Origin of the sequence: Sphingobium xenophagum NBRC 107872, assembly GCF_000367345.1 — a bacterium.
Taxonomy (GTDB): Bacteria; Pseudomonadota; Alphaproteobacteria; order Sphingomonadales; family Sphingomonadaceae; genus Sphingobium; species Sphingobium xenophagum.
In genome coordinates this window covers 1-14,007 of sequence record NZ_BARE01000032.1, presented here as the reverse complement: position 1 = coordinate 14,007, position 14,007 = coordinate 1, and the positions used below count along the sequence as shown (strand labels likewise).

The 14,007-nt window shown below is 62.3% G+C and carries 16 protein-coding genes; 7 read left to right on the top strand and 9 right to left on the bottom strand.

What is annotated here, in order from left to right; translation table 11 throughout:
• The first annotated feature begins 8 nt into the window (after window positions 1-8).
• Window positions 9-170 (top strand): hypothetical protein, encoded by a 162-nt coding sequence (locus SX1_RS24540; RefSeq protein ID WP_019053563.1) that lies wholly within the window; start codon window positions 9-11, stop codon window positions 168-170.
• Here the strand turns inward: SX1_RS24540 and SX1_RS14495 are convergent.
• Window positions 167-454 (bottom strand): hypothetical protein, encoded by a 288-nt coding sequence (locus tag SX1_RS14495; RefSeq protein WP_019053562.1) that lies wholly within the window; start codon window positions 452-454, stop codon window positions 167-169. The genes SX1_RS24540 and SX1_RS14495 overlap by 4 nt on opposite strands.
• Before the next feature lie 9 nt (window positions 455-463).
• Here SX1_RS14495 and SX1_RS14490 point away from each other — a divergent pair, with 9 nt between their 5' ends.
• Window positions 464-1,162 carry an SOS response-associated peptidase gene (locus tag SX1_RS14490; protein WP_255209767.1) on the top strand — a complete coding sequence of 233 codons (699 nt, stop codon included), beginning with the start codon at window positions 464-466 and terminating at the stop codon, window positions 1,160-1,162.
• Between the two features lie 177 nt (window positions 1,163-1,339).
• Here the strand turns inward: SX1_RS14490 and SX1_RS14480 are convergent, their stop codons facing one another.
• The 8 genes from SX1_RS14480 to SX1_RS14445 are packed head-to-tail and all read right to left on the bottom strand — an operon-like array spanning window position 1,340 to window position 7,940.
• The gene (locus SX1_RS14480) at window positions 1,340-1,918 is read right to left on the bottom strand and encodes a DUF1643 domain-containing protein (protein WP_019053559.1); all 579 of its coding nucleotides are present in this window, start codon (window positions 1,916-1,918) and stop codon (window positions 1,340-1,342) included.
• Window positions 1,915-2,346 carry a hypothetical protein gene (locus tag SX1_RS14475; protein ID WP_019053558.1) on the bottom strand — a complete coding sequence of 144 codons (432 nt, stop codon included), beginning with the start codon at window positions 2,344-2,346 and terminating at the stop codon, window positions 1,915-1,917. The genes SX1_RS14480 and SX1_RS14475 overlap by 4 nt, the downstream gene beginning before the upstream one ends.
• Window positions 2,343-3,590 (bottom strand): phosphoadenosine phosphosulfate reductase domain-containing protein, encoded by a 1,248-nt coding sequence (locus SX1_RS22695; RefSeq protein ID WP_255209766.1) that lies wholly within the window; start codon window positions 3,588-3,590, stop codon window positions 2,343-2,345. Before SX1_RS22695 ends, SX1_RS14475 begins: the two co-directional genes overlap by 4 nt.
• On the bottom strand, window positions 3,587-5,578 hold the full coding sequence (locus tag SX1_RS14465) for a DNA cytosine methyltransferase (RefSeq protein WP_019053556.1): 1,992 nt from the start codon (window positions 5,576-5,578) through the stop codon (window positions 3,587-3,589). Before SX1_RS14465 ends, SX1_RS22695 begins: the two co-directional genes overlap by 4 nt.
• Window positions 5,578-6,690, bottom strand: a complete 1,113-nt coding sequence (locus SX1_RS14460) for a phage Gp37/Gp68 family protein (RefSeq protein WP_026149785.1) — start codon at window positions 6,688-6,690, stop codon at window positions 5,578-5,580. The genes SX1_RS14465 and SX1_RS14460 overlap by 1 nt, the downstream gene beginning before the upstream one ends.
• Window positions 6,683-6,922: a hypothetical protein gene (locus SX1_RS14455; protein ID WP_157410210.1), complete on the bottom strand. Its 240-nt coding sequence runs from the start codon at window positions 6,920-6,922 to the stop codon at window positions 6,683-6,685. Before SX1_RS14455 ends, SX1_RS14460 begins: the two co-directional genes overlap by 8 nt.
• Window positions 6,919-7,452: an ASCH domain-containing protein gene (locus tag SX1_RS22690; RefSeq protein ID WP_019053553.1), complete on the bottom strand. Its 534-nt coding sequence runs from the start codon at window positions 7,450-7,452 to the stop codon at window positions 6,919-6,921. Before SX1_RS22690 ends, SX1_RS14455 begins: the two co-directional genes overlap by 4 nt.
• Complete coding sequence (locus tag SX1_RS14445) at window positions 7,449-7,940, bottom strand: hypothetical protein (RefSeq protein ID WP_019053552.1); 492 nt, start codon at window positions 7,938-7,940, stop codon at window positions 7,449-7,451. Before SX1_RS14445 ends, SX1_RS22690 begins: the two co-directional genes overlap by 4 nt.
• A gap of 507 nt (window positions 7,941-8,447) precedes the next feature.
• Between SX1_RS14445 and SX1_RS14435 the strand changes: the two genes are divergently transcribed.
• The 5 genes from SX1_RS14435 to SX1_RS14415 form a co-directional block, all read left to right on the top strand.
• Window positions 8,448-10,082 carry a TldD/PmbA family protein gene (locus SX1_RS14435; RefSeq protein WP_026149784.1) on the top strand — a complete coding sequence of 545 codons (1,635 nt, stop codon included), beginning with the start codon at window positions 8,448-8,450 and terminating at the stop codon, window positions 10,080-10,082.
• Window positions 10,083-10,102: 20 nt separating this feature from the next.
• Entirely contained in the window at window positions 10,103-11,437 is a 1,335-nt protein-coding gene (locus tag SX1_RS14430) for a TldD/PmbA family protein (protein ID WP_019053550.1), read from the top strand.
• Between the two features lie 16 nt (window positions 11,438-11,453).
• A complete protein-coding gene (locus SX1_RS14425) occupies window positions 11,454-12,149 on the top strand; it encodes a DUF4159 domain-containing protein (RefSeq protein ID WP_043145735.1) in 696 nt (231 codons plus the stop codon).
• A 138-nt stretch (window positions 12,150-12,287) separates the two neighbouring features.
• Window positions 12,288-13,277: an AAA family ATPase gene (locus tag SX1_RS14420; protein WP_019053548.1), complete on the top strand. Its 990-nt coding sequence runs from the start codon at window positions 12,288-12,290 to the stop codon at window positions 13,275-13,277.
• A gap of 7 nt (window positions 13,278-13,284) precedes the next feature.
• A partial coding sequence (locus SX1_RS14415; protein ID WP_019053547.1) for a DUF58 domain-containing protein occupies window positions 13,285-14,007 on the top strand: 723 nt, incomplete at its 3' end.

Below are 14,007 nucleotides of genomic sequence, written 5' to 3'. Positions count from 1 at the left end.
AGCGCGGCATGACAATCGAATATGGACAGCTTTACACCAATGCGCGCGGCGATGTGCGCGAGGTGCTGGCGGTGGCTGGCGATATGGTCGACTATCTGGAACAGACGGGCGAAGATCCCCAGCAGGGGCAGTGTTCGGTCGTGGAATTTGAAAGCTGGGTGGAGGCCTAAGCTTTCATCCTGCCGATTTCATGCGCGATATACTCGAACAGGCGGCGCTCCGTAAAATCCTTCGCGCCGCGGTCGAGCGCAATCTTCAGCAACCGGTCGACCCAATCGACGGGCAGGACGACGGGAACGTCCGGTTCCAGATCGATGCGCAAAATCCCGCGCTCTTCGGGATAGGCTTCGCCAAGCAATCCTTCCCTGAAAAGGTGCGCAATAGAATAGGCTTCGGTGGGAAGCGTCCATTGGCGCACGACGAACGGGTCGTAGGTGATGGTGGCCTTGCTCATGAGAACGTAATGAGAACATCGGCGCGAGTCGGGTCAAGCGCGTTGACAGGCGGCCTGTCGCAAACCACCTTCCCGACCATGTGCAATCGGGCTGAACGTGGCGATACGCAGAAGGTGCTGCAACTGTTCGGCGCGCGGATCGGCGCGCGGTTCAATGAGGGGCCATTGGAGGTCCATCCCAAATCGCCGGGCAGCGTCGTGCGCATGGATGGCGACGGCCTGGTATTGGAGCAGATGACATGGGGCTTCCCGGTCTCGCTGCGCGGCAAGAGCGGGCAGCCGCTCAAGCCCAAGCCGGTCAATAATGCGCGCTTCGACAAGCTGGGGTCATTCTGGAAGCGATGGGCCGCCGAACCGCGCCAGCGCTGCCTGATCCCGACTGCGCGATTCGCGGAGGCTGTGGGCGAGCCGGGCCGCATGACCGAAACATGGCTCAGCGTGAAGGATCAGCCGATTTTTGCCTGGGCGGGGCTTTGGACGCAGAGCGACGAATGGGGCCCGGTCTATACCGGCGTGATGACCCACAATGCGCCAGAGCTGGCTGACATCCACGACCGGTCGCCGGTCATCCTCGATCCACAGGATTGGAACGCTTGGCTGACTGCGCCACTCGAAGCGCTCTATCAATTCGACCGGCCCTATTCGGCAGACCGCATGATTGTTGACGCGACTGACGCACCCTGGTTCCGGCCTAAGGGGATGCCTTAGAAATCTATGTTTCGAAGCTCCATCATCCTCAAAGCGAGTTCCTCACGCCGGGTCGGATGTTCTGGATCAGTTGCACTGAGCCAGACCTTCGTCAGGTCATCATCACTCAACGTAGACAATTCAGCTTCAATTTCGCGGTCTTCCATAGCGTGATCGTCGCGTGGGAGGGTGATTCGGTCAAGGGCTAGTAGCCCTCCAAAGGATCGGCTTCTGATCGCGCGGGATGCGGTGCTTGCCCCGCGCCATCGGGTGCGTGGGCGCTCCGCTCTTCGTCTTGCCCCAGCACCACAAGTCGGGATACGGCTCTTCGTCGCCCTGTATCGCCTCGATGACATGCTCGATCCACATGTCGTCCCACGCGATGTTGCCCCAGCAGACGAAGACCTGGTCTGCTTCCTTGGCCACCTTCGCGACGTGCGGAAGGTTGGTCATGATCATCTGATCGCGCGCGAACCAGTCGTCCGTCTTGTGCCATTCGGCGCGCTTGCGGCACTCGGCCGGGCTGGACGTACAGAAGGGGTAGAGGTTGACTGCACGATAGCCGCCAAAGCCGAACAGCTGGAACCAGGCGTTCCACCATAGCGAGGTCGGATCGTCCTTCAGGGCGTCCGCCATCGAGGGATTGCAGCCGATCACGCACGCGATCGGGCCTGGTCCCCAGCGGCGGCTTAGCTCGATGCGGTCGCCGCTCACGAATATCGCGTCGCGTTGCATGGTTTCATGGCCGAACAGGTCGAGGGGAAGCGGTGCGTTCATTGCGAACCTCGAAGCAGTTTGATGATCTGCGCATCCCGCTTGCGCTTCTTCGGAAAGTCGTAAGGTTGGCCTGCCTGGTCGACATAGATGCGCGGCGAATACCGATCGTCGAAAAACTCGGGCTCGTGCGTCTCAATGATGACGCCGCGCACATCCATCACGTACCGTGCGGCTGGCGGTTCGGTCCAGATCGCGAGGCGGACGCCTTTCGTTCCTGATGGCTCCCAGCGCTTGCCCTGGTTGGACCAGAGACCGAAGCAACGCCAGAAGGGCGATCGCTGGCCCGGCCACGGACGGGATAGAATATCGCCTTTGCCATTGGTCAGGCTCGGTCCGAACCGCTCGCTCCAATCGAAATGCCAGACCGTCGTGCCGTCTGTGATGCGATAGTCCTCTGGCTCGCTGAATGTGCAGATGTGGGGAATCATTGCCCGACAAGCTCCCGGAATAGGATCGGCTGGACAGATCCGTCATTATTCACGGTATCCAGCCAGACGTCAGCGTTTGGTTCATCACCGCTCCAGCCGTTCGGCCATGTTTTGGCGGCTATCAGCTCGCGGATGCGCGCCTCCTCCTCCGCGTCGATCAGCACCATCCCGGGCCGACCCAGCCGCTCAGCCGCGTTGTTCACGGCGTCCTGAATGCGCAGCACGGTATCGAGCCCCATAAGCCGCGCCTCGAATGTCAGCGGCCCCATGCGCTGCTGATTGGATTGGAGCGTACCATCCTTCCGATACTGGAAGCCCGGCTGGCGCTTCCGCCATTTCGGCTTTTTCAACTCCAGATACAGGCGCTTCAAACCAAGCAGCGGTGACAGATGATCCCATGCTTCCAGCTTCAGCACCGCGCCTAACGCGCCGTCAGTTGCGATCAGATTGCAGCCGGTGCAGCCGGTCCGCATGTCCTCGACGCCGCCATAGCCTTCTGCAATCATCCGCGTCGGCCAAGCGCCGAATTCCCCCCACGGGGCAAAGACGCTCAGCCAGTCCCAAACATTGCACAGGGTCCAATGGTCGATCGGTGCAAACGTGTCGGTCAGCGTGCCGGGCAGGTCTGTCTGCAACCACCCCTGCCCACATTCTGCGCCATTGCGGGTGCAGGAGAGCGATATCCGCGCGTCGCGCGCATCACTCTCCCCGCGCCGAACGCCGGTGATGGTGAGGCATTTGCCGTCCAGCCTGCCAACGGTGTCGGCGATCGCAACCGTCATCGGCTCGACCTTGATCTGCGGCGTGCACCAGCGGAATGTGTTGCTGGGCGGTGGAACGCCACGGCCGAACATATAGACGTAGAATCGATCGTCCATCGGCGCGACCACTTCCATTACGGTGATACCCATGGCGCGCAGCCGGCCCATCATCACACGGGCCGCGGCCTGGAGCGGCGGCAGTTCCATGCGGGTGTCAGCATACATGACGGTGAGCGTCTTTGGCGCCGGGATCGCGCCGCACTGGATCAGCGTCACGATGACGGTAACAACGCAACTGCTATCCTTCCCGCCGGAATAGGCAAGGATCCAATGGTCGTAGCTGGTGGCATGGGCGAGGAGGTTGGCAACAGTCCGCTCCACGCATTCACCAACGGCCGCGCGGTGGTCGCCGGTGAAAAGGGTGGGCTGGGATCGGGACGGCTCGCCGGCACCGAGAGAGTAAAGGCGATCGAGCTGGATCACGCCGCCATCTCCATCACCGGAAGCCCCGGCTGGTTCGCCGCCACCAATGCCCTCGCCACTGGCGGGCAGACGCTATTCCCGATCGCGCTGATCTGCATGGCGATCGGCAGCGCCCCAAACTTCCGGTTGCCCTTCTCCGTCGTGTACCAGCACTCAGGATTGAGGACGTAGCTGTCGGGAAAGCCTTGGGCGCGGGCCAGCTCGCGCGGCTTGAGCATCCGCAGGCCGATATCGACGATGATGTAGGTGACCGCGTCGATCGTCACCGTGACGACGGCAAAGCGGGCCTTTGTCGTGATCGTGTCGAGTGGCCGGTCGACAGGCTGGCTTTGAGATGCTTCGTTCTCGCCATCCGTCGCGTAATATTTCACGAGGAACGACGCGACCTTGACCGCGCTGGCCATCAACTCAGGCGGTAAATCCCCCTCCTCGACCAGCATCGTCTCAACAATGCGCTGCTGCGATCCTGTCGTCGTGGCAGTCGATAGCGGCCGTCGTGCATCTCGCCCGGCAGAGTGGGTGTTGCGTGGCCCGCCATTTGCCTGCTCGATATGGGCGGTGACGATGGCGTGGTGCTGACCATCGGCTGTGATCGTCTTGGCTGGGGTGTCGGGTCGGCCCTCCCCTCCACCGCTGGAATAGAAATGCGAGAGGAAAGCCGTGGCAACGGCGGCATCGGCTTTTGCCGTCGTGGTCGGATACGGGCCAACCAACGACATTGGCGGGCTTTGGCCGCGCCGCCCCCCGACACCAATCAATGTCGCGCCAATGACACCATTCGTATCCTTCTTTGATGCGGCAACGGTGTGGTGAGGCTCATCCACCGGGCGATTGTGGCCGCCGTGCTGGCCATAGGTCACCAGCGCAGCTTGCACGACGTTCTGATGCGCTCCGCCCGCCGTGATAGTGTGGGTCGGCTCGTCGGCTGCCGTGAAAGGCTTTTGCGCGTTGCGATTGGTCATGATGTGCGGGACCAGCACCGCCTCCGCCCGACCAAGCGGTGTTGCCCCGGCCGGTCGCGCAGATTGGCCATTGGCCGTGACGGTCGGCATCGCCTCATCCATCGGCGAGCCAATGCCAGTGCTGTAGAATTTGGTGACGTGCGGAGCCAAGACAGCATCAACCACACCATACTCAGGCTGCGTCGTGACTGTCCGCACTGGATCCTGCGGGTCAAAGACCCGCGCCGCGCGCGTATTGGTGAAAGCGGTTCCGACAATGAAGGGCTTGGCCGCGTTCACGACATAGCGCATCACGCCATGCGCGATCCGCCGCATGGTGCTGTCAGCCAAATCCTTCTTGCGCCCAAAGATCGAGGGGCAAGGAATAGACCAGTCGATGCACTCAGCCGCCGTGCGATAGGGCAGCAGCTTGCCGCTCTTCACTCCCGGCGAATCCGCTCGCCCATGCGTGGGCTTCGGCCAGATGATGGGCAGACCATCGCAGCGCATGATCATGTAGAGCCGCTTCCGGCTGGTCGGCGCGCCATAGTCGCACGCGCGCAGGATCTTGTGGGCCACCTTATAGCCCAGCGCCCGGATCGCCTTCACGAAGCGCTTGAACTCGCGCCCCTCCTGCCCCTTGATTGGAAAGCCCTCATCGTCGAGCGGCGCGGCATATTCAAACTCTTCGACGTTCTCCAGATAGCCGACGGTCGGCCGGACCTCTTTGAGCCAGGCGACGACTTCCCAACACAGCGCCCGGATCGATCGATCCTTGACCGGCCCGCCCTTCGCCTTGCTGAATTCCTTGCAATCAGGACTGAACCACGCGCCAGAAACCGGCCGCATCTTCGTGGCGGCCAACGGCCAGAGCGCTTTGATGTCCTGACAGAAATGTTCGGTGCCGGGATGGTTCGCCTTGTGGATGGCGATAGCCGTCTCGCTGTGATTGACGGCGATATCCACCTCGCGGCCGATCGCCTGAGCAATGCCAGTGCTTGCTCCGCCGCCGCCGGCGAAGCCATCGATGAAGAGACCCTGAAACATTATGCGGCGCTCCTACTAGGCATGTCGTCGTGCGTGCGTCCGTCGAGCTCGCGCCCGGCTGCTTTCTTCCCGACGTTGCGCATCATGTGGAGATTGTCGCCGTGGAAGCCCTGCCCACCGGCACGGTTAAGCCAGCGCTTCCGATTCCAATCCCCCGGCTTCGGCACGTCGCGCCAATCAGGATCGTCTCGGTCACGATCGTAGATCGAGATCCAGTTGCCCCACTGCTTGAAGAAAAAGGCGACGAGGAAGCTGCACTGCTCTCGGATGCTGCGCGCCCATGCCGGGTGCATCGGCCGGGCGTCGGGGCCGCTTTCTCCGCCGACCACAACCCAGTCTAGGCTGTTCAGAGCAGCGGGCAGCTTCCGCACTGGCCTATGCCCGGATCCGGTGTGGTAGCCGGTCATAGCATCTAGCGTGACGCCTTCGGCAACCGGGATATTGCGGAGATCGACCGGCCCCAACAGCGGCTCGCAGGACAGCCAGCGGATGGCCGCAGGTGTGGCAAGCAGATCGGGGATGCGCAGATCTGCGCGCTTCTGATCCTCGACCGACACGCCCTTCCAAGCGTTAGGGAGAGGCCATGCGCTGAGATCGCGATCATAGCTGAACCGAGGCGCGAGGCCGAACAGGCGGCGCAACTCGGCGATGTTGTGCTTCAGGATCATGGATGAGCCGTCCGCGCCCCGGCAATTTTCGACAGCGCGCTCCCAGTTGAACCCCTCGACATAGGCACGCATACGGTCCGCACGCTTGGTCAGCACCTGGAAGGTGTGCTGCGGGTTAAGCGCCATCACCACGAAGACGCGGTCAATGGCCTGTTCCGAAACATCCTCATGGAACAGGTCCGACATGCTGTTGACGAACCACATGGTAGGCGCACGGCGGCGCAGTGGTTCCATCAGCGCATTGTCGTTGGCGGCAATCTTGCCGGTCCAGACAAAGCCGTTCTTCGTTTTCTGCGTCGTGCCCTGACAATAGGGGACGCCCATTGCCTCCAGCCGACCGGCCATCTTCATCGCGTAGCAACGGGTGCAGCCGGGGGACTGGAGCGAGCAGCCGACGATAGGGTTCCATGTCCGCTCAGTCCATTCGATCGCGGTCTCACCCATGAGCGCCCTCCGTCACCGGCGTGACCCGGTTGAGCAGGTAGCAACCGCTGATCCCGTCTAGCCAGACGACTGCGGAATGTCCTGACAGCAGCTCGGCTGGCGAGCGGGTCTTTGTCGTGATGGTCGAGCCATTATCGCGGCGGACGGTGACCGCCTGCCCGACCGGATAGTGCTTGTTCCAGTTATCGACCTGGCGCTGGGCGTATTTGGGCTTGTTCAGAAGGGCCATCATAGTTTCTCCGCAAATTGAGCAGCGCCGGGCCAATTCCACAGGCCTTGCGCGCCGCGCATCGGCTGGGGTTCGTCCCACTTCTCGATGTCGAGCATCGGCCAGCCCCAATTGGCGTGCTCGCTCCGATCGCTATCGAAGCCGGGCAGGCCGGGAAGTTCGTCCTCCGCCTCTTGAGGGAAGCCGAATTCCTGCACCGCGATCTCGATGCCGTTGCGGGGTTCGCCAAGGATGGCGGTGCCAAGGCCAGCCGACAGCGGCAGGCCCACCGGCTTCTTGAAGTGGTAGAGCGGCATCAGCAGATCGAGCGCCGCGTCCACATGCAGGCAGGTCGCCGCCGCGTTCGCGCCACCGAATTTCAGATGGTCCACGATGTCGCGGATCTCGCTGGCGCGCATCGGCCGGGCTGACGCATGGATGACGAGGCGCTGGCCGATCGCTGAGCGCGGGGCCTTCCAGCCGCGAAACTCGAACGGCTTGGCGCCGACGACGATTAGCGAGGCCCATGGTTGCCAGAGGGTGAGCGCCTTCATGCTGCCAACTCCTGCGCGTCGCCGGGCTGGTAGATGATCGGATGATCAGCAGGCAGATATTCCCGAAATGCTGCCACCGCTTCGTCGATGTTCGGGTGACGGCTGGCGATGCCGCCCTCATGCGAGCGCTGGAAGAAGGTCAGCTCGAAGTGGCCGGTCGCTTTCGCACGCACTTCGCAACGGATGCGAGACTCATGGCAGAGCAGTACGAGGTTGGTCAGCGCGTAAAAGTCGAACGTCGCCATGCGCCCGTCGCGCCAAGGCACGGACAGGCCTCGCCCTCCGAAGCTCCAGGCAACTTTCTCCCAATTGATAGGTGCGTTGTAGATGCCGCCGCCGACCATCCCGAGGATGTCCATCACCTTCGACTGGAACCGGTTCAGCTTCTCCGGCACCGGCTTCCACGCGCGGCGTTTCGCGTTGATCTGATTATACGCCTTGTTGTTTTCTTCGACCCAGCCGGCATGATCCATACGGTTGTAGCTCATGCCGCACCCCCGGTGCGCGGCTGGGCGCAGGTGCAGAAACCACGCGATTGCGCCGTTTCCTTCTCCGGTGTAGCTCCGGTGAAAACCCGGCCCATTGCCGAGTCGTTCCCCCTATGGTCCGCGCGGTTATCGCGGTCTAGATGAGGATTTCCGCGCCCTGCGGCGCTAGGCGTTGCCTTCGGGAGGCAGGGGCCGGAGGTTCGAATCCTCTTTCCCCGACCACATTTCTTCACAGCATCCGGATATGATCCACCCCGTCAGGGGAAAAGGCCGTGCGCGGCCCGATTTGTTGCGTCCACGCAACGTGCGGCCTGCCCTGCCATGGCCAGCATCTTTCGACAGATGTCATATGTCGAAAGCGGGCAAGGCAAAGTTGTGCAGTCGTAAAAGATGTTTGACCCAGCCCTGCCCTGCCGCGATGATCCAACCCATCGGTACGGCCAACCGGCCGCATCCCAAGCACAATCCGACCCGCTTGACGCGGGCATTTGCAGGTGGAGACGAACCTTGCACAGAAGAGATTTCCTGGCCTTTGGCACCATGGGCATAGGCGGCCTGATCCTGCCTTCGATGTTCGGCAAGGTAATTGCCGCGGAGGAACTGAACAGCGCCATCGACGTCACCGTGAAGAAGGCACTGGCCGACGCGGCGTTGAATGCCGCCAAGAGCGCTGGCGCGACCTATTGCGACGTGCGCGTGGGCCGTTACCTGCGCCAGTTCGTCATCACCCGCGAACGCAATGTCGAAAATGTCGTCAACACCGAATCGACCGGCGTTGGCATCCGCGTGATCGCAAACGGCGCCTGGGGCTTTGCCGCCACCAACGATATGACAAGGGAAGCCGTGGCCAAGGCAGCGGCCGAGGCCGTCGCCATCGCAAAGGCCAATGCGCCCACCCAGTCCGCCCCGGTTCAGCTTGCCCCGGTCAAGGGCGCGGGTGAAGTCAGCTGGCGCACGCCGATCGTCAAGAACAGCATGACCGTGCCGATCAAGGACAAGGTCGACCTGTTGATGGGCGTGAACGCCGCCGCCATGGACGCGGGCGCGGACTTCATCCGCTCCATCCTGTTCCTGGTCAATGAGCAGAAATATTTCGCCAGCACCGACGGCAGCTATATCGACCAGGATGTTCACCGCATCTGGGCGCCGATGGAGGTCACCGCCGTCGACAAGACGACGGGCAAGTTCCGCGTCCGCGAAGGCCTGTCCGCGCCGATGGGGCTGGGCTTTGAATATCTGGACGGCGCAGCGTCCGGCAAGACCGTGCTGCCCAATGGCGTCACCGTCTATGGCAACAGCTATGACATGAAGGAGGATGCGATCGCCGCCGCCAAGCAGGCGCGCGCGAAGATCAAGGCCCCCTCGGTCAAGCCCGGCAAATATGATCTGGTGCTCGATCCTTCGCACACCTGGCTCACCATCCACGAATCGGTCGGCCATCCGCTCGAACTTGACCGGGTGCTGGGATATGAAGCCAATTATGCGGGCACCAGCTTTGCCACGATGGACAAGATGCAGAGCCATTTCCAATATGGCAGCGACAAGGTGAATATCGTCGCGGACAAGACCCAGCCCGGCAGTCTGGGCGCGGTCGCCTATGACGATGAAGGCGTCAAGACCAAGAAGTGGGACTTGATCCGCGACGGCAAGCTGGTCGGCTATCAGGCGATCCGCGATCAGGCGCATATCGAGGGCAAGAGCGAGAGCGACGGCTGCTGCTACGCCGACAGCTGGTCCAACGTCCAGTTCCAGCGCATGGCGAACGTCAGTCTGGAACCCGGCAAGGCCAAGCAGAGCGTGGCCGACATGATCGCCAATGTCGAAGATGGCGTCTACATCATCGGCGACGGCAGCTTCTCGATCGACCAGCAGCGCTATAATGCGCAATTTGGCGGTCAGCTCTTTTACGAGATCAAGAACGGCAAGATCACCCAGCAGATCGAGGATGTCGCCTACCAGATCCGCACGCCGGAATTCTGGAACGCCTGTGCGGGCGTATGCGACGCCAGCGACTATCGCCTGGGCGGCTCCTTCTTCGACGGCAAGGGCCAGCCTGCGCAGGTTTCGGCCGTATCGCACGGCTCCAGCACCGCGCGTTTCAACGGCATCAACGTCATCAACACCGCCCGTTCGCTCGGTTGATCGGTCAGGGAGAGAAAAATATGAGCATCCTTTCCGAAGCACAGGCCAAGGCGATCCTGACCAAGGTCGTGGGCTTTTCCAAGGCGGACGAATGCACCGCGCAGCTGACCGGTTCGACCCGCGGCAATGTACGCTTTGCCCGCAACGATGTGTCGACCGCAGGCATTACCGACAATATCGATCTGTCTGTGCAGGTCGCCTTTGGCAAACGGGTCGGCATCGCGACCATCAACCAGTTTGACGACGCCGCGCTGGAGCGCGTGGTGCGCCGGGCGGAGGAACTGGCGAAGCTGGCCCCGGAAAACCCGGAATTCATGCCCGCCGTCGACAAGCAGACCTACACGCCGACGCCGACATTCAGCCCCGCGACCGCCGGGATTACCGCCGCCTATCGCGCCAAGGTAGCGAGCGATTCGATCGCGCCCTGCCGCGCCGAAAAGCTGGTCGCGGCAGGCTATCTTGAGGATCAGGCCGGGTTCGTCGCCTTCCTCAACAGCAAGGGCAATTACGGGTATCAGACCGGCACGAGCGCCGATTACACCTGCACCGTCCGCACCGAGGACGGGCGCGGCTCCGGTTGGGTCGGGCATAATGTGCAGGACGTCGCCAACTTCAACGCAAGCGAGGATATTCGCATCGCGATGCGCAAGGCCAGTGCGTCAGCGGACGCCAAGGCGCTGGAACCGGGCAAATATACCGTCATTCTGGAACCGGCGGCTGCCGCTGGCCTCATTCAGTTCATGTTCTTTTTCTTCGATGCCCGCTCCGCCGACGAAGGCCGCAGCTTCCTGTCGAAAAAGGGTGGCGGCAACAAGCTGGGCGAACAGGTGTTCGGGCCGCAGGTGAACTTCTTCGCCGACCCGGCCTATCCGGGCGCGGCCGTCTATCCGTGGGATGAGGAAGGCCTGCCGCGCACGAAAATGCCGATCGTCGAGAATGGCAAGCTCGTGAACATGGAATATTCGCGCTACTGGTCGCAAAAGCAGGGCAAGCCCGCCATGGCGCAGCCCGGCAACCTGATCATGACCGGCGGCACCAAATCGACCGCCGATCTGGTCCGCACGACCGAGCGGGGCATATTGGTGTCGCGCACCTGGTATATCCGCATGGTCGATCCGCAGACGGTGCTGCTGACGGGCCTGACTCGCGACGGCACCTTCTATATCGAAAATGGCCAGATCAAATATCCGATCAAGAATTTCCGCTTCAACGAATCCCCGGTCATCATGCTCAACAATGTCGAAGAGCTGGGTAAACCCGTCCGCGTTAAGGGCGACGAGGCGGACACGCCGATCATCGTGCCGCCGATGAAGCTGCGCGATTTCACCTTCACGTCGCTGTCGGACGCGGTGTGAGGCCCGTTGGCGCGATATGACGCGGAGCGAGTTCCTTCGGTTGATGGCGGGCGGTCTGGCCAGTGCAATGCTGGCCCGACCGCTCGCGGCCGCGGGGGGCTATGATTTCTGGTTCACGCGACTGCGATATGATTCGGGCGACTGGGATGTCGACCAGCGGATGCCGTCCAACCTGATCACGTCGCTGATCGACTATACGACATTGCGGGTGGACCCGAAGGAGCATGTCATCGCCCTGTCCGACCCCAGGATGCTGACCGCGCCCTTCTGTTATCTGGCCGGGCACAAGCTGGTGGAGTTTTCGGCGGCAGAACGGCGCAATTTCGAACGTTATGTCCGCAATGGCGGGTTCGTGCTGGTCGATGATTGCAACCACGATATTGACGGCCTGTTCGCCCGGTCGTTCGAAGCGCAGATGGCCAAGATTTTCGGCAGCAAGGCGCTCAAGCAACTGCCCAATACGCACCCGCTCTACCGGTCCTTCTTCAAATTTGACGGCCCGCCCAATACCGGCTTCGAACTGAATGGCTGGGGCGACGATCTGGTTCATGACTATCTGAAAGGGATAGAGATAGAGGGGCGGCTGGGCGTGCTCTACAGCAACAAGGATTATGGCTGCGAATGGGACTATGACTGGCGCAACAAGCGGTTCCTGGCCGAGGACAACACCCGGTTCGGCGTCAATATCGTGATGTATGCGCTGTCGGTGTGATCGATAATTTTTACGCCTCCAATTAAACCCCGTTCGGGCTGCGCCTGTCGAAGCCTTGTTCTTCCCTTCAAGAAGGACGCCCCTTCGACAGGCGCGGGGTGAACGGTAAGCATGAAATTGCCCAGTAAGGGACCGTCTATGACCAGCATCACCGAAGCCGATATTCAGGGCCAGCTTGCCCGTTTGACCGAGTTGCGCGCCGCAATCGGCCAGGCGATCGTTGGGCAGAGTGAAGTCGTCGAACAATTGCTGATTGGGCTGCTTGCGGGCGGTCATTGCCTGCTGGAGGGCGTGCCGGGACTGGGCAAGACATTGCTGGTCCGCTCGCTGGGCGAAGCGCTGAAGCTGGACTTCCGCCGCGTCCAGTTCACCCCCGACCTGATGCCCAGCGACATATTGGGCACCGAACTGCTGGAGGAGGATCATGGCACCGGCCATCGCAGCTTCCGCTTCCAGAAGGGTCCGGTGTTCACCAACCTGCTGCTGGCCGACGAACTCAACCGCACCCCGCCCAAGACGCAGGCCGCGCTGCTGGAAGCGATGCAGGAAAAGACCGTCAGCTATGCCGGTGTGACGCACCGGCTGCCTGCGCCCTTCTTCGTGCTGGCGACGCAGAACCCGCTGGAACAGGCCGGCACCTATCCCCTGCCCGAAGCGCAGCTGGACCGCTTCCTGCTGCACATCCGCGTCGATTATCCGACCGAGCAGGAAGAACAGGATATTCTGGCCCAGACCACAGGCGCGAAGGCGAACGCCGTACCCGCCGTGATGCATGGCGATGAAGTGCTGGCCCTCCAGGCCTGGGTGCGTCAAGTACATTTCAGCGACGATCTGCTGCGCTGGGTCACCCGCATGGTGCGGGCCAGCCGCCCCGGCGATGGCGCGCCCGACGACATCCGCAAATATGTAAAATGGGGCGCGGGACCGCGCGCCGGCCAGTCGCTGATCCTGACGGCCAAGGCGCGCGCATTGCTGCATGGGCGGCTTGCCGCCACGCGGGAGGATATTATTGCGCTCGCCGCGCCGGTCATGCGCCACCGCCTGCTCCTGTCCTTCGCGGCGGAGGCAGAGGGGCGTAGCGCAGATGATGTCGTGGCCGCCTTGCTGCGCGCCGTACCGCTTAGCTGAACCGCGCATGGTCGATCTCATCCCCCCAGACGTACGGAACAGGCTGAAAAGCCTGCGCCTCGTCACGCGCCGGGCGGTGGGATCGCATGGCATCGGCCTGCACCAGAGCCACAGCCGGGGCGCGGGCCTCGAATTCGCCCAATATCGCGCCTATGAGCGCGGCGACGAATTGCGCCAGATCGACTGGAAACTCTACGCGCGGTCCGACAAATTCTTCGTGCGCGAAGCGGAGCGCGAAAGCCCGGTCGCGGTGTGGATATTGATGGACGCCAGCGCTTCGATGACGCAGGCCGATGCCGCGCGCCCGGACTATAGCCGCTTCGACGCCGCAAAAGGACTGGCGGCCTGCATTGCCGATCTGGCGATGCGGCAGGGCGATCGTTTTGGCTGGATGGCGCTGAGTGATCAGGGTCTGGCGCTGTTACCGCCAGCCAGCGGCGCGCGGCAGCGGGACCGGCTGCTGCTGGAACTGATTGGAGTGAACGCGGTCGGCGGCTTTGCGCCGGAGGACCAGCTTGGCCCCGTGTGGGAGCGGATCGGCGCGCGCGATCTGGTCATTCTGCTCAGCGATTGTTTCGATCCCGGCGCGGTCGAACTGGCGGAAAAGCTGGCGGCGGCGGGTCGCGAGACATTGCTGATCGAAATGCTGACGGTGGCCGAGCGCGATTTTCCCTTCGACGGCGGCTATCGATTCCGCGATCCCGAAACGGGCGAGGAATTGCTGGCGGCT